Origin of the sequence: Streptomyces sp. NPDC053755 (assembly GCF_040677675.1) — a bacterium.
Classification (GTDB): Bacteria; Actinomycetota; Actinomycetes; order Streptomycetales; family Streptomycetaceae; genus Streptomyces.
The window spans coordinates 160,847-181,890 of sequence record NZ_JBFASK010000001.1 but is presented as its reverse complement, the minus strand read 5'-3'; the positions used below and the strand labels follow the sequence as shown (position 1 = coordinate 181,890).

Sequence of the window (21,044 nt, the reverse complement as noted above, 5' to 3'; positions counted from 1 at the left end):
GAGGACGCGACACCGCGGTGCCGGAGGGGGCGCGCGGCGGAGTGCGGCCGGGGCCCGAGGGGCGCGCGGCGGAGTGCGGCCCGGAAGGCCGGGCGAGGTACGGAGGGGCCGTCGGCCCGGTCGGGTGAGAGGTCTCCCGCGGCCCCGCGGCTTCGTGCCGATTCGCCGGACAGGCGCACAGGCGTTGGCCTAAGCTGCTCTCGACTGTCACGGCGGTGTGGTTCTGCCTCAAGACCCGGGCGTGACATCGGCCTTGCGCACCCCACGAACCCGAGCGTGGAGAGCCATGCCCGATTCCGCCCCATGCGACACCCGGCGCCCCAAGTGACTCCGGCAGAGAAGAATGAACTGTACCGGTATGCCGCTTTGGGCCCGCATGTCCTCGGGTCACTCCTCTGGGTGATCTGCCGCGTACGCATAGTCCGTTCGGGCCATTCAAGATTGGGCCCGAAGGGGGTGTTGCGCTGTGCCCACCTTCCGTAACGTCACCAACTGGCAGCGGTGAATATGCCGCTACCGCCGTGGGGGAGCCTCGATTCGGGAGAGGACGGCGCCGGTATGGGCTGGGTAGCTGACTGGAGTGCGCAGGCGGCCTGCCGCACTACCGATCCGGATGAACTTTTCGTGCAGGGCGCGGCGCAGAACAGGGCGAAGGCGGTGTGCACCGGATGCCCGGTGCGGACCGAGTGCCTGGCCGACGCCCTCGACAACCGCGTGGAGTTCGGCGTGTGGGGCGGCATGACGGAGCGCGAGCGCCGTGCACTGCTGCGCCGGCGGCCGACCGTCACCTCGTGGCGGCGACTGCTCGAGACGGCGCGTACGGAGTACGAGCGCGGCGCGGGCCTGCTGCCCGTGGCGATGGAGGACGACGCGACGTACGAGGCGTACGCGGCGGTGGGGTAGCTCCCGCGCCACGTACGAGACGTACGGGGGGCCGGTAGGGCAGCTTCCGCGCCACCGACGAGACGTACAGGGCCGGTGAGACGGCTCCCGCGCCACCGACGAGACGTACGGGTGCGGGGACGCGGCGGTGGCGGGCCCGTTCGCGGCGCACCGGGTGCGCGGCGGGTGGGGCGACCCCGGTCCGGCCGCTCACCCGCGGATCCGGAAGCCGGACTACGCGGGGGGAACGCGCCCCGCCGTGAGCCGATCACCGATGGCGCGCAGCCCCGCGAGATCGTGCACGTCGCCGGGCAGGGCCGCCACTTCGGCGACCGCCACCTCGGGGTGGAGCGCCGCGAAACGATCGCGGGTGCGCTGCTCGCGTGCGAGCACCTGCATGCGCTCGGCGTGCAGACGCAGCAGTCCCGCGGTCAGCTGCCGAATGTCCTCGACGTCGGGGTCGTGCTCGGCCGTGGGGTCGGCCCGGTGCTCGGCCGTGGGGGCGGCCTCGTACGCGGCTGTGGGGTCAGCCTGGTGCTCGACGTGCTCGTCCTGCGAGTGCTGCGCTGGTGCGGCGGCGGTGGCGAGGGGCGACGGCTCGGGGGAATTCACCCGGGAGCCACGAACACCAGTCTTCCCGGCCCCCTGATCCACAATGCGCCCCTCCTCAAGATTTTCCGCGGCGGCCCGCGCCCGCTCGGCCGACAGCCGGGCGGCGCCGCTGCCGTGCACGCGGTTGAGGACCAGGCCGGCCAGGGGCATCTCCTCGGCGGCCAGCCGCTCCACGAAGTACGCGGCCTCCCGCAGCGCGTCCCGCTCCGGCGTCGCGACCACGAGGAAGGCCGTCCCCGGCGCCTGGAGCAGCTTGTACGTCGCGTCCGCCCGGGTCCGGAAGCCGCCGAACATCGTGTCCATGGCCCCCACGAACGTCTGCACGTCCCTGAGGAACTGACCCCCCAGCAGCTTCCCCAGCGTCCCGGTCATCATCGACATGCCGACGTTGAGGAACTTCATCCCCGCCCGGCCGCCCATCTTCGCGGGCGCGATGAGGAGCTTGATGAACTTCCCGTCCAGGAAGGACCCCAGCCGCTTCGGCGCGTCCAGGAAGTCGAGCGCCGAGCGCGAGGGCGGGGTGTCGACGACGATCAGGTCCCACTCGTCACGGGCACGCAGCTGCCCGAGCTTCTCCATCGCCATGTACTCCTGCGTACCGGCGAAACCGGCCGACAGGGACTGGTAGAAGGGGTTCTCCAGGATCGCCCTGGCCCGCTCGGCGTCCGCGTGCGCCTCGACGATCTCGTCGAAGGTCCGCTTCATGTCGAGCATCATGGCGTGCAGTTCCCCGCCGTCGGACCCCTTGATGCCGTCGACCCTGCGGGGGATGTTGTCGAGCGAGTCGATCCCCATCGACTGGGCGAGTCGCCGTGCCGGATCGATCGTCAGGACGACGACCTTCCGGCCCCGCTCGGCGGCCCGTACCCCGAGGGCGGCCGCGGTCGTCGTCTTGCCGACGCCGCCGGCCCCGCAGCAGACGATGATGCGGGTTCCCCGGTCGTCGATGAGCGGATCCAGCTCCAGGGCGGGGGCGGAATCGATTCCGTTCGACGGCGCGAGGCCCGCCGTCCCGGCCGCCGCGTCCGTGTCGCTCACCCTCGCCGCCTCCGTCTCCGGCTCTGTCACGCCCCCGCCCCTTGCTTCCGCAGTTCCTTCGCCAGCCGGTACAGGCCCGCGATGTCCCCTCCGTCCCCCAGGAAGGGGAGCTCGTACGCCGGCACGCCGAGCCCGGTGAGGACCGCCCGCTGCTCGCGCTCCAGCTCCACGCGCTGCGCGTGCTGCGCCGCCTGTTCGAGGAGCGGCCCGACCAGCTTCGTACCGCCGCCGACCCCCGCGGCGGCCAGGGTCCTCGCGACCGCTTCCCGGTGATCCCCGGACGCGGCCCGCACCGCCGCCTCGTCGAGGACGTGCGGGCGGACCATGTTCACGATGACGTGGCCCACCGGCAGCTCGGCGTCCCGCAGCTCCGCGATGCCGTCCGCGGTCTCCTGGACCGGCATCTCCTCCAGGAGCGTCACCAGGTGCACCGCCGTCTCGGGCGACTTGAGCACCCGCATCACGGCCTGCGCCTGGTTGTGTATCGGGCCGATCCTGGCCAGGCCCGCCACCTCGTCGTTGACGTTGAGGAAGCGGGTGATCCGGCCGGTCGGGGGCGCGTCCATGACGACGTGGTCGTAGGTGTGGCCGCCGTGCTTCTCGCGCCGTCGGACCGCCTCGCACGCCTTGCCGGTCAGCAGCACGTCCCGGACGCCCGGGGCGATGGTGGTCGCGAAGTCGATCGCGCCCAGCTTCTTCAGGGCCCGGCCCGCGCTGCCCAGTTTGTAGAACATCTGGAGGTAGTCGAGGAGCGCGCGTTCGGCGTCGATGGCCAGCGCGAAGACCTCGCCGCCGCCCGGGGCGACGGCGATCTTGCGTTCCTCGTACGGAAGGGCCTCCGTCTCGAAGAGCTGTGCGATGCCCTGTCTGCCTTCGACCTCGACGAGAAGGGTCCGCTTGCCCTCCGTCGCGAGGGCGAGCGCGAGGGCGGCGGCGACCGTCGTCTTACCGGTACCACCCTTGCCGCTGACGACCTGGAGCCTGCTCACGCGTCGAGCCTAACCACTGGCACCACGGCCCGGGCGCGCACGGGGCGTATTGGGCGCGCGAAGGAGCCCGCCGGACCCCTTCCAGGTGCCCGCGGGCCCCCGCCACGCCCCGCCGGCCGGCCCGGCTCGGGGACGCCGGGACGGGGAGCCCGGCGGGGCAGCGGATACAGTCGGCTCCATGACCAAGTGGGAGTACGCGACTGTGCCGCTTCTGGTGCACGCGACGAAGCAGATTCTGGACACCTGGGGCGAGGACGGCTGGGAGCTCGTCCAGGTCGTGCCCGGGCCGAACAACCCCGAGCAGCTCGTGGCCTACCTGAAGCGGGAGAAGCCTTGAGCGGGGCCGTGGAGGCCAAGCTGGCCGAGCTGGGCCTGACCCTGCCCGCCGTCGTCCCGCCGCTGGCCGCGTACCAGCCGGCCGTGCGGTCCGGTGCGTACGTCTACACCTCGGGCCAGCTCCCGATGGTGGACGGCAAGCTTCCGGTGACGGGCAAGGTCGGCGCCGAGGTCACCGCCGAGGAGGCCAAGGAGCTCGCGGCCACCTGTGCGCTGAACGCGCTCGCGGCCGTGAAGTCGGTCGCCGGTGACCTGGACCGGATCAAGCGGGTCGTGAAGGTCGTGGGCTTCGTCGCCTCCGCCGCCGACTTCACCGGCCAGCCCGCCGTGCTCAACGGCGCCAGCGAGCTGCTCGGCGCCGTCCTCGGCGACAAGGGCGTGCACGCGCGCAGCGCGGTCGGCGTGGCGGTGCTGCCGCTGGACGCCCCCGTGGAGGTCGAGATCCAGGTGGAACTCCAGGACTGACACGCGGCCCGGCGGTACGGCGCCGCTTCCCGGTGACGTCGTCCGCGCCTCGCCACGACGGTGCGTTCCCGGTACGTCGCCACCAGGCCCGTACCCGCCGGACATCGGTGAAGAGCCGGTTCCACCGCCCCCGGGGGGATCGGCTCTCGTGCATCCCCGGCGCCCGGCATACCATCCGGCCATGGCGAATGGTCAGTGGTACCCACCGGAATGGCCCGACCGCATCCGCGCTTTCGTCGCGGGCGAGCTCGTGCCCGTGGCACTCAGACGGGCCGCCACCGTCCTGTTGCTGCGCGACGGGGCCGAGGGGCAGGGGCCCAGCGTCCACATGCTGCGGCGGCGCGCCTCCATGGCCTTCGCGGGCGGTGCGTACGCCTACCCCGGTGGCGGGGTCGACCCGCGGGACGAGCACCCGGTGCGCTGGGCCGGGCCGTCGCGGGAGACCTGGGCCGAGCGGCTGGGGCTCCCCGACCCCGCGCAGGCCCAGGCCGTCGTGTGCGCGGCGGTCCGGGAGACGTACGAGGAGGCGGGCGTGCTGCTCGCCGGACGGACGGCGGACTCGGTCGTCGGCGACACGACCGGCGACGACTGGGAGAGGGACCGTGCGGCGCTGGTGGCCCGCGAGCTGTCCTTCGCCGACTTCCTCGACCGGCGCGGCCTGGTGCTGCGGTCCGACCTGCTGGGCGCGTGGGCGCGCTGGATCACCCCGGAGTTCGAATCCCGCCGGTACGACACCTGGTTCTTCGTGGCCGTGCTGCCGGCCGGCCAGCGCACCCGGAACGCCTCCACCGAGGCGGACCGGACGGTCTGGATCCGTCCGGCCGACGCGGCGGCGGGCTACGACCGGGGCGAGCTGACGATGATGCCGCCGACGATCTCCACCCTGCGGGCCCTGGAGCGCTTCTCCACGGCGGCCGAGGCCCTGGAGGCGGCGGCGGACCAGGATCTGACTCCCGTCCTGGCGCAGGCCCGCCTCGACGGTGACGAGCTGATCCTGAGCTGGCCCGGCCACGACGAGTTCACCAAGCACATGCCGAGCGGCGGGGGCGATGCCCGATGACGGACGCGGCGGCGCTGCCCGGCCAGCCGAGGGGCGGGGCCCTCTCCGGGCGCGCTACGGCGCGCGCCTACAACGTGCTCGCGCCGAACCCCTCCGCGATGACCCTGGACGGCACCAACACCTGGATCGTCGCCGAGCCGGACTCCGACGTCGCCGTCGTCATCGATCCCGGCCCGCTCGACGACGGGCATCTGCGGCACGTCGTGGACACCGCGGAGAAGCTCGGCAAGAGGGTCGGGCTGACGCTGCTCACCCACGGCCACCCGGACCACGCCGAGGGCGCGAGCCGGTTCGCCGAACTGACGGGGACGCGCGTGCGCGCCCTCGACCCGGCGCTGCGGCTCGGTGACGAGGGGCTCGGGGCCAGGGACGTGATCGACGTCGGGGGTCTGGAGCTGCGGGTGGTGCCGACGCCGGGCCACACCTCGGACTCGCTCTCGTTCCATCTTCCCGCCGACCGGGCCGTCCTGACGGGCGACACGATCCTCGGCCGGGGCACCACGATCGTCGCCCACCCCGACGGGCGGCTCGGCGACTACCTCGACTCGCTGCGCCGGCTGCGCTCGCTCACCGTGGACGACGGGGTCCACACGGTCCTCCCGGGTCACGGACCGGTGCTCCAGGACGCCCAGGGGGCGGTGGAGTTCTATCTCGCCCACCGCGCCAACCGGCTCGCGCAGGTGGAGACGGCCGTCGAGAACGGCCGTACGACCGCCGCGGAGGTCGTCGCGCACGTGTACGCGGACGTGGACCGCTCCCTGTGGCCGGCGGCCGAGCTGTCCGTACGGGCGCAGCTCGAGTACCTCAGGGAGCACGGCCTGATCTGAGGCACGGCCTTCCGCGCCACCCCCGGGAACGATCTTCGGTTCGTGCCTTACGCTCCGCTTACTTGTGGCCGTAGCTCTCGGGGGGTAAGCCCGTGTTCGTCATATCCATCCTGCTGCTCATCGCGGCGGTGGTGCTCTTCTTCGTCGGTCGTGCCCAGGGCACGACCGGACTGAAGCTCGGCGCCCTCGGCGCCCTCATCGCCGGTGTCTTCTCGCTGCTGGGCTCCATGGTGTACGTCATCAGCGCGTACGAGGTCGGTGTCCCGGTCGCCTTCGGCAAGGTCGGCTCGCCCATGACGTCCGGGATGCACATCAAGTCCCCGTTCACCGACGTCACGACCTTCTCGACCCGTCCGGTCGACCTCAACCTGTCCGACAAGGACGTGGTCGAGGTCCGCTCCTCGCAGGGCGGTGTCATGTACGCCGAGGTGACCGTGAAGTGGGCGGTGACCCCGGCCAAGTCGGTGGAGCTCTACCGCCTCGCCGGCAGCGAGGACGCCATCCAGCAGCGGCTGGTCTACCCGGACAGCCGTGAGATCGTCCGCAACGTCTTCGCCCGTCACACCAGCGAGCAGGGCTACGCCAGTGAGCGCGAGAAGATCAACGCCGAGATCGGCGAGCTGATCAAGGAGCGTCTCGCCCCCCGAGGGATCGCCGTCACCACGGTCAACCTGCGCAACGTGAAGCCGTCGGACGCGCTCCAGGGCCAGATCGACCGCAAGATCCAGCAGCAGCAGGCCACCGAGCGCGCCACCGAGGCCGCCCGTACGGCGAAGGCCGAGGCCGACCGTCGCCGTATCGAGGCCGAGGGCATCGCGCGGGCCAACAAGATCCTGAACGAGTCGCTGACGGACAAGGTCCTGATGAACCAGTGCATCGACGCGTACAAGGAGGCCGCGGCGAAGAACCCGGTGTACGCGGTGCCGTGCGGCAGCGCCGGCGGGAACCCGCTGATCGTGGACGGCACGAAGAGGTAGGACCGTCCCGGCGCGCGAGCCCTCGCGCGCCGGGCCCGGCACACGGAAAGGGCCGCCCCGGTTTCGACCGGGGCGGCCCCTCTCGTACGAATGGGGTACGGAGCACGGCGTACGGGGCTCGGTGAGCCCGTGCCGCGCACACGGCGAGGTGTACCGCAGCCCTGCGCCACCCCGCGCGCCTGCCCGCCGCGTACGCCGGTGTACGTCTCCGCTTACCGCGAGCGCTTGGCGAGGCGCTCCACGTCGAGCAGGATCACCGCGCGCGCCTCCAGGCGCAGCCAGCCGCGCTGGGCGAAGTCCGCGAGCGCCTTGTTGACCGTCTCGCGGGAGGCGCCGACCAGCTGGGCCAGCTCCTCCTGGGTCAGGTCGTGGACGACGTGGATGCCCTCCTCCGACTGCACGCCGAAGCGGCGCGAGAGGTCGAGGAGCGCCCGGGCGACACGGCCGGGAACGTCCGAGAAGACCAGGTCGGACATCTGGTCGTTGGTCTTGCGCAGCCGGCGGGCGACCGCGCGCAGCAGGGCGGTGGCCACCTCGGGGCGGGCGTTCAGCCAGGGCTGGAGGTCGCCGTGGCCCAGACCGAGCAGCTTCACCTCGGTCAGCGCCGTGGCGGTGGCGGTGCGCGGGCCCGGGTCGAAGAGCGACAGCTCGCCGATCAGCTCGCCGGGGCCGAGGACGGCCAGCATGTTCTCGCGGCCGTCGGGTGAGGTGCGGTGGAGCTTCACCTTGCCCTCGGTGACCACGTACAGGCGGTCGCCGGGGTCTCCCTCGTGGAACAGCGCGTCGCCACGGGCGAGCGTCGCTTCACTCATCGAGGCGCGCAGCTCCGCGGCCTGCTCGTCATCGAGCGCCGCGAAGAGCGGGGCGCGCCGCAGAACGTCGTCCACGAGTTCTCTCCTATGTCGACCTGCTCAGGGGACCTTGATCCCATGATGCCGGACGCACAAAACAGTGCGATCAATCACAACAAGTTTGACGTACCGAACCGCCCGTCCGTACGCCAGGGGCCCGATTGGGTCGTGATCGGCCGTGCCCGGGGCGGATGTCGGCGGTGGCCCTTAGGCTGGCCGGGTGTCCAACTCGCCGGTGAGAGCGCAGGCCAAGGGGGCTGGGAGAGTGTCCGCGAAGGGTGATTCCGCTGTGGGCGAACAGGGTGGGACCAATCGGGCAAATGCGACGAAAAGCCCGATGAAGGCGGCGGAGAAGAAGTCTCCGACGGCCTCCAGGACGACCCGGGCGGCCTCGAAGAAGCCTTCCGCGACCTCGAAGAAGGCCGCCTCGGCCCCGGCGGGAGCGCCCGCGCCGTCGAAGAGGGCCACGGCGGGCTCGGGCTCGAAGAAGGCTCCGGCGGCCCGCGAGAAGTCCCCGACAGCCGCGAGCAGGCCCACGGCGGCCGGCAAGAGGGCCCCGGCGGCTGCGCGGGCGGAATCCCGGCTCGGCATGGTCCGGCGGGCCCGGAAGATCAACCGGGAGCTGGCCGACGTCTATCCGTACGCCCACCCCGAGCTGGACTTCCGCGACCCCTTCGAACTGCTCGTCGCCACGGTCCTCTCCGCCCAGACCACCGACCTGCGGGTCAACCAGACCACCCCCGCCCTCTTCGCCCGCTATCCCACACCCGAGGACCTCGCGGCCGCCGTCCCCGAGGAGGTCGAGGAGCTCATCCGCCCGACCGGCTTCTTCCGGGCCAAGACCAAATCGATCATGGGCCTGGCCACCGCCCTGCGGGACGACTTCGGCGGCGAGGTCCCCGGCCGCCTCGACGATCTGGTGAAGCTGCCGGGTGTGGGCCGCAAGACCGCCTTCGTCGTCCTGGGCAACGCCTTCGGGGTGCCCGGCATCACGGTCGACACCCACTTCATGCGCCTCGCCCGGCGCTGGCGGTGGACGGAGCAGGACGACCCGGTCAAGATCGAGGCGGAGATCGCGGAGATCTTCCCCAAGAGCGAGTGGACGATGCTCTCCCACCGGGTGATCTTCCACGGCCGCCGGATCTGCCACGCCCGTAAACCCGCCTGCGGCGCCTGTCCGATCGCCTCGCTCTGCCCGGCGTACGGCGAGGGCGAGACCGACCCCGAGAAGGCGGAGAAGCTCCTGAAGTACGAGAAGGGCGGTTTTCCCGGCCAGCGGCTCAACCCGCCGCCGGACTATCCGGGCCGCCCCGCCCCGCCCGCCGCCGGCGTCGCCCCGGGGGCGGACACCTGACCGGGCCCGGAGGGAACGAAGCCATGCTCCGATCGCGTTGGGAACACGGGGGTGCCTATGACGCGCACTGACGAAGAGACAGCGGCCGATCCGACACACGGTGTCGGGACCGGAGGGCTGCTCAGCCGGGCCGGGCTTCCGGCGTGGCTGGGCCCCGTCGAGCGGGCCGCCCGCACGGTCCGGCCCGAGCAGCTGAGCCGCTTCCTGCCGCCCGCGAACGGCGCGGGACGCCAGTCCGCCGTGCTGATCCTCTTCGGCGAGGGCGAGCGGGGGCCCGAGCTGCTCCTGATGGAGCGCTCCGGAAGCCTGCGCTCGCACGCCGGGCAGCCGTCCTTCCCCGGCGGAGCCCTCGACCCCGAGGACGGTGACCCGGCCGACGGAGGTCTGCTGCGGGCCGCCCTGCGCGAGGCCGAGGAGGAGACCGGACTCGACCCCTCCGGTGTCCAGATCTTCGGCGTACTGCCCCAGCTCTACATCCCGGTCAGCCGGTTCGTCGTCACCCCCGTCCTCGGCTGGTGGCGCGTCCCCAGCCCGGTCGGCGTGGTAGACCCGGCCGAGACCGCCCGGGTCTTCACCGTCCCCGTGGCGGATCTCACGGATCCGGCGAACCGCGCCACCACCGTCCATCCCAGCGGCCACCAAGGCCCCGCGTTCCAGGTCGCATCGGCTCTGGTCTGGGGTTTCACCGCCGGAGTGATCGACAGGATCCTGCACTACGCCGGCTGGGAGAGACCGTGGGACCGGGCCAAGCAGCTCCCGCTCGACTGGCGGTCATGACAGGCTGACCCAGGCGACCGAAGACGAATCTGCGAGGCTATTGACGGTGAACGTGCTGGACATCCTGCTGCTGCTCGCCGCCGTGTGGTTCGCGATCATCGGTTACCGCCAGGGTTTCGTGGTCGGCATCCTGTCGGTGATCGGGTTCCTCGGCGGCGGCCTCGTCGCCGTCTTCCTGCTCCCCGTCCTCTGGAAGCAGCTGACGGACAACTCTCCGGTCAGCACCACGGCGACCGTCCTCTTCGTGGTCGTGGTCATCGTCTGCGCCTCGGTCGGCCAGGCCTTCACGACCCACCTGGGGAACAAGCTGCGCCGGCACATCACGTGGTCGCCCGCGCGCGCCCTGGACGCCACCGGCGGCGCGCTCGTCAACGTCGTCGCGATGCTGCTCGTCGCCTGGCTGCTCGGCTCCGCGCTCGCCCGCACCTCGATGCCCACCCTGGGCAAGGAGGTGCGCAGCTCCAAGGTGCTGCTCGGCGTCGAGCGGGTGATGCCCGATCAGGCGTCCACCTGGTTCGCCGACTTCACCTCCACGCTCGCCCAGAACGGCTTCCCGCAGGTCTTCAGCCCGTTCGCCAACGAGCCGATCACCGAGGTCCGGCCCCCGGACCCGGCGCTCGCGGGCAGCCCGGTCGCCGCCCGCGTCCAGCAGTCGATCGTCAAGGTCGTCGGTACGGCACAGAGCTGCGGCAAGGTGCTCGAAGGCACCGGCTTCGTCTTCTCCGACCGCCGCGTCATGACCAACGCCCACGTCGTCGGCGGTGTCGACGAGCCCACCGTGCAGATAGGGGGCGAGGGCCGGCTGTACGACGCGAAGGTCGTGCTCTACGACTGGGAGCGCGACATCGCCGTCCTGGACGTACCGGACCTCGACGCCGAGCCCCTGCGCTTCACCGAGGACGACGCCCGCAGCGGCGACAACGCGATCGTCGCGGGCTTCCCCGAGAACGGCTCCTACGACGTCCGCTCGGCGCGCGTCCGAGGACGCATCAACGCCAACGGGCCGGACATCTACCAGCGCGGCGAGGTGCGCAGGGACGTGTACTCCCTGTACGCGACGGTGCGGCAGGGCAACTCCGGCGGCCCGCTGCTCACCGCGGACGGCGAGGTCTCCGGTGTGATCTTCGCCCGCTCACTGGACGACGTGAACACCGGCTACGCCCTGACCGTCGACGAGATCCGCGAGGACATCGCCCAGGGTCGGGCCGCGAACCAGCAGGTGGACAGTCAGGGCTGCGCGCTGTAATCGAGAGGGCGCGTACGGTCAGTCGCGCGTGTGGCGGAGCCGGGCCGAGACCCAGCGGGCCCGGCGGCGCAGGATGCGCGGGATGCCGATGTCGTCCTGCGCGGCATGGGAGTGACCCTGGTCCTGCGGGCCACCCCTCTCCAGAGAGCTCGGCCCAGCGGCCGAGCGGCGGTTGCGTGCTGTGTCACCGTAGTCGTGCGTCCAGCCCATACTTCGACGTCTGCCCGGGGCCCAAGGTCGGTAACCGCCCTGGGACCCGCCAATTGGAGTATGCGCCCGGCAATTGGCCGTTCGAGCGACGGAACTGCGTTCGCACGGACGGGCGTCGGCTCAGCGGTCCGGCTCGGGGTCCTTGAGCCAGTTGATCAGCTCCGTCGAGAACGCCACCGGGTCCTCCTCGTGCGGGAAGTGGCCCAGTCCGTCGAAGAGCCGCCAGCGGTAGGGCGCTTCCACGTACTCGCCGGATCCCGCGGCGCTGCGCGTCCGCATCGCCGGGTCCGTCGAGCCGTGCAGGTGCAGGGTCGGTACCCGCACCGGGCGCTTCATACGCCGGTTGAACTGGATCCCGTCGGGCCGCGCCAGCGAGCGCACCATCCAGCGGTACGGCTCGATCGAACAGTGCGCCGTGGACGGGATGCACATCGCCCGCCGGTACACCTCGATCGCCTCGTCGTCCGGCAGGCCGGGGCCCGACCACTCCTGGATCAGCCTGCCGACCAAGGCCCCGTCGTCCGCGACCAGCTGACGCTCCGGCAGCCAGGGCCGCTGGAAGCCCCAGACGTACGAGCCGGCCCGTGACTGCGCGAAGTCGGAGAGCATCGCCGAACGCCAGCGGCGCGGGTGCGGCATCGAGGAGACGGCGAGCCGGCGCACCAGCTTCGGGCGCATGACCGCCGCCGTCCAGGCGAGGTAGCCGCCGAGGTCGTGTCCGACCAGGGCGGCGTCCGGCTCACCGAGGGAGCGGATGACACCGGTGACGTCGAGCGCCAGGTTGGCGGGGTCGTAACCCCGCGGTGTGCGGTCGCTGCCGCCCACGCCCCGCAGGTCCATCGCGACCGCGCGGAATCCGGCGTCGGCGAGCGCCGGCAGCTGGTGGCGCCAGGTCCACCAGAACTGCGGGAAGCCGTGCAGCAGCAGCACGAGCGGCCCGTCACCCATTTCCGCGATGTGGAAACGCGCGCCGTTGGCGGCCACATCGCGATGGGTCCAGGGTCCGTCGATCCGTACGGGACTGCCGGTGCTGCTGCCGTTGCCGTTGCCGGCGCTGCTCTGGGGGGCGGTCATGCAGACGAGCGTCCCACAACGACGGCCTTGTCCTGGACCGTCACCGGCAGCGCCGGCCGCTCGGGCCGGGGGTGCGGCTTGGCGTTCTGCAGGACGGCGGCCGTCTTCTTGGCCGAGGCGATCGACTTCTCCGGGGGCTTCACCTTCTTGAACTTGCCGTAGGCGATCAGCCCGAGCAGCCCCGCGAGCAGCACGTTCGCCGCGAAGGAGAGCAGGAAGCAGACCGAGATGTGCCAGCCGCTCCATGACTGGATGCCATAGGCGAGCGCGAAACTCAGCATGGGCAGCGAGAACAGCAGCACCGTGGCCGCGGTCCCGCCGGCGGCGCCGCCGATCGCGCCGCGCTTGACGTCCTGCCGGATCTCGGCCTTGGCCAGGGCGATCTCGTCGTGCACCAGTGCGGACATCTCGGCGGTCGCCGAGGCGACCAGCTGGCCGAGGCTGCGCTCGGCTCCGTTGACCGGGTCGCTCATCGCTGCTCCCTTTTCTCTTGACGGTCCGACCTCAGATCATGCCGGACGGTCGGCGTCATCGCGCGGTGCCCCCGCCAGTCGCGCCTTCTCGCGATGCTCGGCGGCCTTCTTCTCGTGGATCGCGGCCATCCGGAGGTGGTACTCCGGGTTGTCCTCCTCGTACACGTCGGGGATGCCGTCCTCGTCCTCGTCGCGCTCCTCGTCGGCGAGCAGCGCCTCGTACTTCCGTACCCGCAGTTTGAGCAGAACCGTCGCGCAGACGGCCGCGATCAGCGAACCGATCAGGACGGCGGCCTTCACCTCGGCGGTCTGGGCCGCGTCGCCCTCGAAGGCCAGTTCGCCGATGAGGAGGGAGACGGTGAAGCCGATTCCGGCGAGGCTGGAGACGGCGAAGACGTCCGCCCAGGCGAGGTCGCGGTTGAGCTGCGCACTCGTGAACCGGGCGGCGAGCCAGGTGCCGCCGAAGATGCCGACCGACTTGCCGACCACCAGGCCGAGGACGACTCCGAGGGTGACGGGCTGGGTGAAGACGTCGCCGAGCGACTTCCCGGTGACGGCGACTCCGGCCGAGAGCAGGGCGAACAGCGGCACGGCCAGAGCGGCGGAGAGCGGCCGGACCAGGTGCTCGACGTGTTCGCCGGGCGAGTGCTCCTCGCCTTCCCGCCGGGTGCAGCGCAGCATGAGGCCCATGGCGACACCGGCGATGGTGGCGTGGACTCCGCTGTTGTACATCAGGCCCCAGATGACGAGGGCGAGCGGGACGTAGACGTACCAGCCGCGGATCTCCTTGCGCAGCAGCAGCCAGAACACGGCGAGGCAGGCGACGGCGCCGCCGAGCGCGGCGAAGTTGAGGTCGCTGGTGAAGAAGACCGCGATGATCAGGATCGCGAACAGGTCGTCGACGACGGCGAGGGTCAGCAGGAACGCCCGCAGCGCGGACGGCAGGGACGTGCCGATGACGGCCAGGACGGCGAGCGCGAAGGCGATGTCGGTGGCGGTGGGGACGGCCCAGCCGTCCATCGAGCCGCCCCCGAGGGCGTTCGTCAGGGCGTAGACGAGCGCGGGGGCGGCCATGCCGCAGAGCGCGGCGATCACGGGGAGGGCGGCGGCCTTGGGGTCGCGCAGTTCGCCGGCGACGAGTTCGCGCTTGAGCTCGATGCCGGCGACGAAGAAGAACACCGCGAGGAGGCCGTCGGCCGCCCAGTGCTGGAGGGAGAGGTCGAGCCCGAGGGCGGCGGGGCCCAGGTGGAAGTTCTGGACGGACGTGTAGCTGTCGCCGATCGGGGTGTTGGCCCAGACGAGCGCGGCGACGGCGGCGACGAGCAGCAGCACACCGCCGACGGTCTCCGCCCGCAGCGCGTCGGCGACGATCCGCCGCTCGGGGAGCGGCAGCAGGCCGAGGAACTTGCGGTCGCCGGGGGCGGGCTCGGGAGTGGGCACGGGGGGAGACCTCCGGTCGGTTGGGCAGCACGAACCACATGCCGACCAGACTTCCCGGCGCACCTAGGTCATTCCTGTCGCGTCACTGACGCGTTCCTTACCGTACCTAACGACGCGGGGGAGTGTCCGGTGATCGTCACTGTAGGGAAGAACGACCGGCCCGGCCCGTTGCCGCGTCGGAGGGCGCCGGGGTTCGGCCGAGACCGCCGCGGTGCAGCCGGGGCGTGCACCCTGGCCGCATCGCACGGGAGGCGGCGGCCCTACGAGCGCGCGCCCGCCCGGGGAGGCCGGGGCGGGCGCGCGCGTGAGCCGTCGTGCTCGGGTGACCGGTCCTCAGTCCTCGCTGGTGGCGGTGGGGAGCTGGGTCTGGATGAGGGCCATGACGGAGGAGTCGGTGAGGGTGGTGACGTCTCCGAGTTCGCGGTTCTCGGCGACGTCGCGCAGGAGGCGTCGCATGATCTTGCCGGAGCGGGTCTTGGGGAGTTCCTGCACGGGGAGGATCCGCTTGGGCTTGGCGATCGGGCCGAGGGTGGCGCCGACGTGGTTGCGCAGGTCGGTGACGAGGGAGTCGTCCTGGCTCGCCGAGCCGCGCAGGATGACGAAGGCGACGATCGCCTGGCCGGTGGTCTCGTCGGCGGCGCCGACGACCGCGGCCTCGGCGACGGACGGGTGGGAGACGAGGGCGGATTCGACCTCGGTGGTGGAGATGTTGTGACCGGAGACGAGCATGACGTCGTCGACCCGGCCGAGCAGCCAGATGTCACCGTCCTCGTCCTTCTTCGCGCCGTCGCCGGCGAAGTACTTGCCCTCGAAGCGGGACCAGTAGGTGTCGAGGAACCGCTGGTCGTCACCCCAGATGGTGCGCAGCATGGAGGGCCACGGCTCCGTGAGGACGAGGTAGCCGCCGCCGCCGTCGGGGACCTCCCTCGCCTCGTCGTCGACGACGGTGGCGCAGATGCCGGGCAGCGGGCGCTGGGCCGAGCCGGGCTTGGTCTCGGTGACGCCGGGCAGCGGGGAGATCATCATGGCGCCGGTCTCGGTCTGCCACCAGGTGTCCACGATGGGCGTCTTTCCGGCGCCGATGTGTTCGCGGTACCAGACCCAGGCCTCGGGGTTGATGGGTTCGCCGACCGAGCCCAGGACACGGAGGCTGGACAGGTCGAACGCGGCGGGGATGTCGTCGCCCCACTTCATGAAGGTGCGGATCGCGGTGGGCGCGGTGTAGAGGATGGTGACGCCGTACTTCTGGATGATCTCCCAGAAGCGGCCCTGGTGCGGGGTGTCGGGGGTGCCCTCGTACATGACCTGGGTGGCGCCGTTGGCGAGCGGTCCGTAGGTGATGTAGGAGTGGCCGGTGACCCAGCCGATGTCGGCGGTGCACCAGTAGACGTCGGTTTCGGGCTTGAGGTCGAAGACGGCGTGGTGGGTGTAGGCGGCCTGGGTGAGGTAGCCGCCGGAGGTGTGCAGGATGCCCTTGGGCTTACCCGTGGTGCCGGAGGTGTAGAGGATGAACAGCGGGTGCTCGGCCTCGAACGCCTGGGGGGTGTGCTCGGCGGACTGGCGGGCGACGGTGTCGTGCCACCACACGTCGCGGCCCTCGGTCCAGGCCACGTCCTGGCCGGTGCGGCGCACGACGAGGACGTGGGCGACCTTGTCGGTGCGGGTGAGGGCCTCGTCCACGGCGGGCTTGAGGGCGCTCGGCTTGCCCCGGCGGTAGCCGCCGTCGGCGGTGATGACGAGCTTGGCGTCGGCGTCCTGGACGCGGGTGGCGATGGCGTCGGCGGAGAAGCCGCCGAAGACCACGGAGTGCGCGGCGCCGATGCGGGCGCAGGCCAGCATCGAGACGACGGCCTCGGGGATCATCGGGAGGTAGATCGCGACCCGGTCGCCCTTGGTGACGCCCAGTTCGGTGAGCGCGTTGGCCGCCCGGGAGACCTCGTCCTTCAGCTCGGCGTAGGTGATGGCCCGGCTGTCGCCGGGCTCGCCCTCGAAGTGGATCGCGACCCGGTCGCCGTTGCCGGCCTCGACATGACGGTCGACGCAGTTGTAGGCCACGTTCAGCTCGCCGTCGGCGAACCACTTGGCGAACGGCGGGTTCGACCAGTCGAGGGTCTCGGTCGGCTCGGTGGCCCAGGTGAGCCGCCTCGCCTGCTCGGCCCAGAAGCCAAGCCTGTCCGCCGCGGCCTGCTCGTACGCCTTCGCCGTCACGTTGGCGTGCGCGGCCAGCTCGACCGGCGGCGCGAACCGCCGCTCTTCCTTGAGCAGGTTGGCCAGGCTTTCGTTGCTCACGACATCTCCCTTTCCCAGGGCGTCCTATGTGCCTATGTGTCCCGCGTCCTAGCTCATCAGTCAGGAGCCCGGGTGACAAGAGTCTCCAGACAATTGGTTTAGACCTATGAGTCGGCAGGCGTGCGGTGGCCCCTCCTTCCCGGGCGGCGGAAAGAAGGGGCCACACACTCTCACGGGCGGGCGGGACGGATGGTTCAGGACGCGCGCACTTCCTGTGCCGCGGTGGGCAGGACCCGGTCGAAGACGTCGTCGTAGCCGTGCGGCTCCTCGGAGTCGGCCAGCAGATACGCCTGCGCCTCCCCGACGTGGAAGTACATGCCGTGCAGGGTCAGGGTGCCGTCGGCCAACCGCCGCGCCACCGGTTCGTACGCCCGCAGGTGCTCCAGCTGCTGGACGACGTTGGTCAGGCAGAGCTGCTCCACGGCGTCGGCGGGCAGCCGTCCGGAGATCCGGGCCCAGGCGTGGCGGCGGTTCGTCATCCGCTCCAGGCTTGGCAGGCCGTGGCGCAGCCAGCGCCGCAGGGGCGTCTGCGGGCCGTCCGGCCTGCTGCCGAGCAGGGCCTGCATCGCCCCGCAGCCGGAGTGCCCGCACACGGTGATCGAGTCGACGCGCAGGATGTCCACCGCGTACTCGATGGCCGCCGCCACCGAATCGTCGCCGTTCTCCTCGCCGGGCAGCGGGACGAGATTGCCGACGTTCCGCACGGTGAACAGGTCGCCCGGCCCGCTGGAGGTGATCATGCTGGTGACGAGCCGGGAGTCGGCGCAGGTGAGGAAGAGCTGGGAGGGCCGCTGGCCCTCGCGGGCGAGGCGGGCCAGCTCGTCGCGCACGAGGGGCGCGGTGTTGCGCTGGAACTTGCCGATGCCGCTGGCCAGGTGGTGCCCGTTGGTGCTCGGGGTCTCCTCCGTCGGGTGTTCGCCGCAGTGGTGGTTGCGCCAGGGGGTCCAGGGGCGGCAGCAGGCGTGGGCCTCGGAGGTGGGTTCGGTGATGCGGACCCCGCGGGGGCCGGTGATCTCCACCGTGCCGCCGCCCCGGACGTGGGCGGCCTGCCAGTCGTGGAGCGTCTCGTAGGCGGCGTGGTCCATGAAGGATCCGTCGAGCTCGACCACGACGTGGCTGCCCCGGGGCATCTGGTGGAGCACCCGGCTCAGCCGCGGGACGGCGAGGAACGTCAACTGCCCTCGTACGCGGACGAAGTGGCCGCTGTCCTTCTCCTCGCCGGTGACGCGGGTCTTGGCCAGGCGGCCCATGGCGACCGCGATGGCCACGGCGATCCCGAGCGCGACGCCTTCCAGGATGCCGATGAGTCCCACCCCGCCCAGGGTGACGCCGTACACGAGGACTTCGCGGTGCCGGGTGACGCTGCGGATGTGGGTGATGCTCACCATCTGGATGCCGACGACCATGACGAGCGCGGCGAGCGCCGGCAGCGGGATCAGGTCGAGGACGGGGACGAGGAAGAGCGAGGCGAGCACGACCCACAGGCCGTGCAGCATCGTCGAGTCGCGACTGACCGCACCCGCCGAGACGTTGGCGGCGCTGCGGACGGCGACGCCCGCGACCGGCAGTCCGCCGAGCGCCCCCGAGACCACGTTCGCCGCTCCCTGGCCGGCGAGTTCGCGGTCGAGGCGCGAGCGGGGCACTCCGTGGCCGTGGTCGGCGCGGCCGGCGACGAGCTTGTCGACGGCGACGGCCGAGAGCAGCGACTGCACGCTGGTGACCAGCGTGATGGTCAGGACGCCGGCCGCGATGCCGAGGAAGGGGCCCTGGGGCAGCTCGGGCAGGGCGTGGCTGCGCCAGGCGGGCAGGTCGACGCGCGGGACGGCCAGTCCCGCGAGCGCCGCTCCGACGGTGGCCGTGGTCACCGCGGCGAGCGCGGCGGGGATCTTCCGCAGGATCCGTCCGGCGCGTCCGGGCAGCCGGGGCCAGAGCAGCAGCACGGCGACGGTGAGCGCGCTGATCGTGAGCGCCGCCGGGTGGAGGTCCGCCAACTGGTCGGGCAGACCGATCACGTTGTCCAGGACGGAGCTCTGGGGGCTGCCGCCGAGCACGATGTGGAGCTGGGCGACCGCGATGGTCACACCGATTCCGGCCAGCATGCCGTGCACGATCGCGGGCGAGACGGCGAGCGCCGAGCGGGCCACCCGCAGCGCGGCGAGGCCGAGTTGGGCCAGGCCGGCGAGGACGGTGATGGCGCAGGTGGTGCGCCATCCGTAGATCTGGATCAGTTCGGCGGTGACGACGGTGAGGCCGGCGGCGGGGCCGCTGACCTGGAGCGGGGCGCCGCCGAACCAGCCGGCGACGAGACCGCCGACGGCGGCGGCCACCAGGCCGGCCTGGAGGGGCGCTCCGGTGGCGAGCGCGATGCCCAGGGAGAGGGGCAGCGCGATCAGGAAGACGGCGATCGAGGCGGAGAGATCGGCGCCCGCGATGCGGAAGCGGCGGCCGCCGGGCGGGCTGTGGGGTCGCTGGAAGCGTGGCGGCGGTGTGGTGCGGTCGGGTGTGCAGAGGGTCATGTTCCCGTCTCCTCCGGGGCGGCGCGGTCGCGGCTCGTGCGGCACGAACGTCGGGGTCGCGGCCGTGGGTCACGGCGTGCAGTGGCGGGATGCCGGGCGCTGGGACTCGAAGCGAGTGCCAACGCTCGGTAAATGGATCGTAATGGAGAGTAAAGACTGGGGCATTAATTTCGGGGCAAACAGGGCAATGTTTCACCGATTCGGGTGATGAGTCGGCGCTTTGCCGCTTGTCGTTTCATCTCTCCGGCGGCGGTGGTGCGACGTTGACGTCGCTCGCAGAGGACGCTCGCACGGAACCGAGGAGAGGTGGGCGGATGAACGCCGCCGGGAGCAGGACCGCCGGGAGAAGGACCACTGTCCACAGGAGGACGCTCGCCGTCGGCGCCCTCGCCACCGCCCTGATCACCGGCCTCGCCGGATGCTCGGGCTCCGAAGGGGCCGGCCCCAGTGGCGCCCCGGGCGCCAGGGAGGGGCAGGCCGCTGCTCCCCAGAGCGCCGTGCGCCTGATCGGTGACGGCTCCACCGCCTTCACCGGTGCCCAGCCGAACCAGGCCACGTGGCAGCGGATGAAGCCGGGCCAGAAGCCCCCGCAGTTCGTGGTGTTCTCGTGGGACGGCGCCGGCGAGGACAGCCAGAAGCTCTTCTCCCACTTCCGCAAGGTCGGGAAGAAGTACAACGCGACCATGACGTACTTCCTGAGCGGCGTGTACCTGCTGCCGCAGGAGAAGAGCAAGCTCTACGAACCCCCGCAGCACGCCGCGGGCCGCTCGGACATCGGTTTCAACGACACCGAGGGCATCCGCGCCACCGTCCGTGAGCTGCGCGGTGCCTGGCAGGAGGGCAACGAGGTCGGCACGCACTTCAACGGGCACTTCTGCGGCCCGGAGAGCGGCGTCGGCAACTGGTCCGTGGAGGACTGGAAGAGCGAGATCAGCCAGGCCAAGTCCTTCGTGAAGAACTGGAAGACGAACTCCGGCCTGACCACCGAGCAGCCGCTTCCCTTCGACTACGAGAAGGAGCTGGTCGGCGCCCGCACGCCGTGCCTGGAGGGTCGCAAGAACTTCGTGCAGGCGGCGAGCCAGATGGGCTTCCGCTACGACACCAGCGGCGTCAACGACCAGATCTGGCCGAAGAAGGACCACGGCCTGTGGGACCTGTCGATGCAGCTGGTCCCGGTCCCGGGCCGCGCCTTCCAGACGCTGTCCATGGATTACAACTTCCTGGTCAACCAGTCCGGCGGGAAGACCCAGGGCGACCCGTCCATGCACCAGTACTGGGGCAACCAGATGAGGGACGGGCTGGTCCAGGCGTTCAACCGCTCGTACAACGGCAACCGGGCGCCGCTGATCATCGGCAACCACTTCGAGTCGTGGAACGGCGGCACGTACATGCGTGCCATCGAGGAGACGATCGCCACCGTCTGCGTCCAGAAGGACGTGAAGTGCGTGTCCTTCCGGCAGCTCGCGGACTGGCTGGACGCGCAGGATCCGGCGGTCCTCGCCAAGCTGCGGACCCTGAAGGTCGGCGAGGCCCCGCCGGGCGGCTGGGCGACCTTCCTGGGCCCCCAGCCGATCCCCCCGGCGAAGCAGAACGTCAAGCAGGCCGGGCCTCAGGCGGGCTGACTGGCG

Annotated in this window: 19 protein-coding genes; 10 read left to right on the top strand and 9 right to left on the bottom strand. The window is 71.5% G+C overall.

What is annotated here, in order from left to right:
• Nucleotides 1-558: 558 nt before the first annotated feature.
• Complete coding sequence (locus AB0K65_RS00785; protein WP_026058363.1) at nucleotides 559-903, top strand: WhiB family transcriptional regulator; 345 nt, start codon at nucleotides 559-561, stop codon at nucleotides 901-903.
• 213 nt (nucleotides 904-1,116) lie between these two features.
• Here the strand turns inward: AB0K65_RS00785 and AB0K65_RS00780 are convergent, their stop codons facing one another.
• Both AB0K65_RS00780 and AB0K65_RS00775 read right to left on the bottom strand, forming a co-directional pair.
• The gene (locus AB0K65_RS00780) at nucleotides 1,117-2,478 is read right to left on the bottom strand and encodes an ArsA family ATPase (RefSeq protein WP_365713610.1); all 1,362 of its coding nucleotides are present in this window, start codon (nucleotides 2,476-2,478) and stop codon (nucleotides 1,117-1,119) included.
• A gap of 80 nt (nucleotides 2,479-2,558) precedes the next feature.
• Nucleotides 2,559-3,521, bottom strand: a complete 963-nt coding sequence (locus tag AB0K65_RS00775) for an ArsA-related P-loop ATPase (protein WP_365712872.1) — start codon at nucleotides 3,519-3,521, stop codon at nucleotides 2,559-2,561.
• 178 nt (nucleotides 3,522-3,699) lie between these two features.
• Here AB0K65_RS00775 and AB0K65_RS00770 point away from each other — a divergent pair, with 178 nt between their 5' ends.
• From AB0K65_RS00770 to AB0K65_RS00750, 5 genes are all read left to right on the top strand, one after another.
• A complete protein-coding gene (locus AB0K65_RS00770) occupies nucleotides 3,700-3,858 on the top strand; it encodes a DUF4177 domain-containing protein (protein WP_019992579.1) in 159 nt (52 codons plus the stop codon).
• The gene (locus AB0K65_RS00765) at nucleotides 3,855-4,322 is read left to right on the top strand and encodes a RidA family protein (protein WP_365712869.1); all 468 of its coding nucleotides are present in this window, start codon (nucleotides 3,855-3,857) and stop codon (nucleotides 4,320-4,322) included. The genes AB0K65_RS00770 and AB0K65_RS00765 overlap by 4 nt, the downstream gene beginning before the upstream one ends.
• 181 nt (nucleotides 4,323-4,503) lie before the next feature.
• The gene (locus tag AB0K65_RS00760) at nucleotides 4,504-5,382 is read left to right on the top strand and encodes an NUDIX hydrolase (RefSeq protein ID WP_365712867.1); all 879 of its coding nucleotides are present in this window, start codon (nucleotides 4,504-4,506) and stop codon (nucleotides 5,380-5,382) included.
• Nucleotides 5,379-6,209, top strand: coding sequence for an MBL fold metallo-hydrolase (locus AB0K65_RS00755; protein WP_365712865.1), 831 nt, complete (start codon nucleotides 5,379-5,381; stop codon nucleotides 6,207-6,209). Before AB0K65_RS00760 ends, AB0K65_RS00755 begins: the two co-directional genes overlap by 4 nt.
• A gap of 92 nt (nucleotides 6,210-6,301) precedes the next feature.
• Nucleotides 6,302-7,186 (top strand): prohibitin family protein, encoded by an 885-nt coding sequence (locus AB0K65_RS00750; RefSeq protein ID WP_365712863.1) that lies wholly within the window; start codon nucleotides 6,302-6,304, stop codon nucleotides 7,184-7,186.
• A 212-nt stretch (nucleotides 7,187-7,398) separates the two neighbouring features.
• Here AB0K65_RS00750 and AB0K65_RS00745 read toward each other — a convergent pair whose 3' ends face one another.
• Nucleotides 7,399-8,073, bottom strand: coding sequence for a Crp/Fnr family transcriptional regulator (locus tag AB0K65_RS00745; RefSeq protein WP_015034542.1), 675 nt, complete (start codon nucleotides 8,071-8,073; stop codon nucleotides 7,399-7,401).
• 301 nt (nucleotides 8,074-8,374) lie between these two features.
• On the opposite strand from AB0K65_RS00745, the gene nth reads away from it, so the two are divergent.
• The 3 genes from nth to AB0K65_RS00730 are packed head-to-tail and all read left to right on the top strand — an operon-like array spanning nucleotide 8,375 to nucleotide 11,414.
• Nucleotides 8,375-9,391 carry an endonuclease III gene (nth, locus tag AB0K65_RS00740; RefSeq protein ID WP_365712860.1) on the top strand — a complete coding sequence of 339 codons (1,017 nt, stop codon included), beginning with the start codon at nucleotides 8,375-8,377 and terminating at the stop codon, nucleotides 9,389-9,391.
• Nucleotides 9,392-9,448: 57 nt separating this feature from the next.
• Entirely contained in the window at nucleotides 9,449-10,168 is a 720-nt protein-coding gene (locus tag AB0K65_RS00735; protein ID WP_365712858.1) for a CoA pyrophosphatase, read from the top strand.
• Between the two features lie 46 nt (nucleotides 10,169-10,214).
• Complete coding sequence (locus AB0K65_RS00730) at nucleotides 10,215-11,414, top strand: MarP family serine protease (RefSeq protein ID WP_365712856.1); 1,200 nt, start codon at nucleotides 10,215-10,217, stop codon at nucleotides 11,412-11,414.
• A gap of 18 nt (nucleotides 11,415-11,432) precedes the next feature.
• Here the strand turns inward: AB0K65_RS00730 and AB0K65_RS00725 are convergent, their stop codons facing one another.
• The 6 genes from AB0K65_RS00725 to AB0K65_RS00700 all read right to left on the bottom strand — a co-directional run bounded on the left by AB0K65_RS00725 (nucleotide 11,433) and on the right by AB0K65_RS00700 (nucleotide 19,416).
• Entirely contained in the window at nucleotides 11,433-11,624 is a 192-nt protein-coding gene (locus AB0K65_RS00725) for a hypothetical protein (RefSeq protein ID WP_365712854.1), read from the bottom strand.
• Nucleotides 11,625-11,744: 120 nt separating this feature from the next.
• Complete coding sequence (locus tag AB0K65_RS00720; protein ID WP_365712852.1) at nucleotides 11,745-12,698, bottom strand: alpha/beta hydrolase; 954 nt, start codon at nucleotides 12,696-12,698, stop codon at nucleotides 11,745-11,747.
• Nucleotides 12,695-13,171 carry a phage holin family protein gene (locus AB0K65_RS00715; RefSeq protein ID WP_365712849.1) on the bottom strand — a complete coding sequence of 159 codons (477 nt, stop codon included), beginning with the start codon at nucleotides 13,169-13,171 and terminating at the stop codon, nucleotides 12,695-12,697. Before AB0K65_RS00715 ends, AB0K65_RS00720 begins: the two co-directional genes overlap by 4 nt.
• 36 nt (nucleotides 13,172-13,207) lie before the next feature.
• A complete protein-coding gene (gene nhaA / locus AB0K65_RS00710) occupies nucleotides 13,208-14,611 on the bottom strand; it encodes a Na+/H+ antiporter NhaA (protein WP_365712847.1) in 1,404 nt (467 codons plus the stop codon).
• A gap of 333 nt (nucleotides 14,612-14,944) precedes the next feature.
• Nucleotides 14,945-16,900: an acetate--CoA ligase gene (gene acs / locus AB0K65_RS00705; RefSeq protein ID WP_365712845.1), complete on the bottom strand. Its 1,956-nt coding sequence runs from the start codon at nucleotides 16,898-16,900 to the stop codon at nucleotides 14,945-14,947.
• 194 nt (nucleotides 16,901-17,094) lie between these two features.
• Entirely contained in the window at nucleotides 17,095-19,416 is a 2,322-nt protein-coding gene (locus tag AB0K65_RS00700; protein ID WP_365712843.1) for a SulP family inorganic anion transporter, read from the bottom strand.
• Between the two features lie 314 nt (nucleotides 19,417-19,730).
• Here AB0K65_RS00700 and AB0K65_RS00695 point away from each other — a divergent pair, with 314 nt between their 5' ends.
• Complete coding sequence (locus AB0K65_RS00695) at nucleotides 19,731-21,038, top strand: hypothetical protein (protein ID WP_365712841.1); 1,308 nt, start codon at nucleotides 19,731-19,733, stop codon at nucleotides 21,036-21,038.
• Nucleotides 21,039-21,044: the final 6 nt, after the last annotated feature.

What these genes read in the sequence shown, in the direction of transcription:
- AB0K65_RS00715 (WP_365712849.1), bottom strand. Translation starts at nt 13,171, where the DNA reads ATGAGCGACCCGGTCAACGGAGCCGAGCGCAGCCTCGGCCAGCTGGTC.
- nth (WP_365712860.1), top strand. Translation starts at nt 8,375, where the DNA reads ATGAAGGCGGCGGAGAAGAAGTCTCCGACGGCCTCCAGGACGACCCGG.
- AB0K65_RS00695 (WP_365712841.1), top strand. Translation starts at nt 19,731, where the DNA reads ATGAACGCCGCCGGGAGCAGGACCGCCGGGAGAAGGACCACTGTCCAC.
- AB0K65_RS00725 (WP_365712854.1), bottom strand. Translation starts at nt 11,624, where the DNA reads ATGGGCTGGACGCACGACTACGGTGACACAGCACGCAACCGCCGCTCG.
- AB0K65_RS00770 (WP_019992579.1), top strand. Translation starts at nt 3,700, where the DNA reads ATGACCAAGTGGGAGTACGCGACTGTGCCGCTTCTGGTGCACGCGACG.
- AB0K65_RS00760 (WP_365712867.1), top strand. Translation starts at nt 4,504, where the DNA reads ATGGCGAATGGTCAGTGGTACCCACCGGAATGGCCCGACCGCATCCGC.
- AB0K65_RS00735 (WP_365712858.1), top strand. Translation starts at nt 9,449, where the DNA reads ATGACGCGCACTGACGAAGAGACAGCGGCCGATCCGACACACGGTGTC.
- AB0K65_RS00700 (WP_365712843.1), bottom strand. Translation starts at nt 19,416, where the DNA reads ATGACCCTCTGCACACCCGACCGCACCACACCGCCGCCACGCTTCCAG.
- AB0K65_RS00755 (WP_365712865.1), top strand. Translation starts at nt 5,379, where the DNA reads ATGACGGACGCGGCGGCGCTGCCCGGCCAGCCGAGGGGCGGGGCCCTC.
- AB0K65_RS00785 (WP_026058363.1), top strand. Translation starts at nt 559, where the DNA reads ATGGGCTGGGTAGCTGACTGGAGTGCGCAGGCGGCCTGCCGCACTACC.
- AB0K65_RS00720 (WP_365712852.1), bottom strand. Translation starts at nt 12,698, where the DNA reads ATGACCGCCCCCCAGAGCAGCGCCGGCAACGGCAACGGCAGCAGCACC.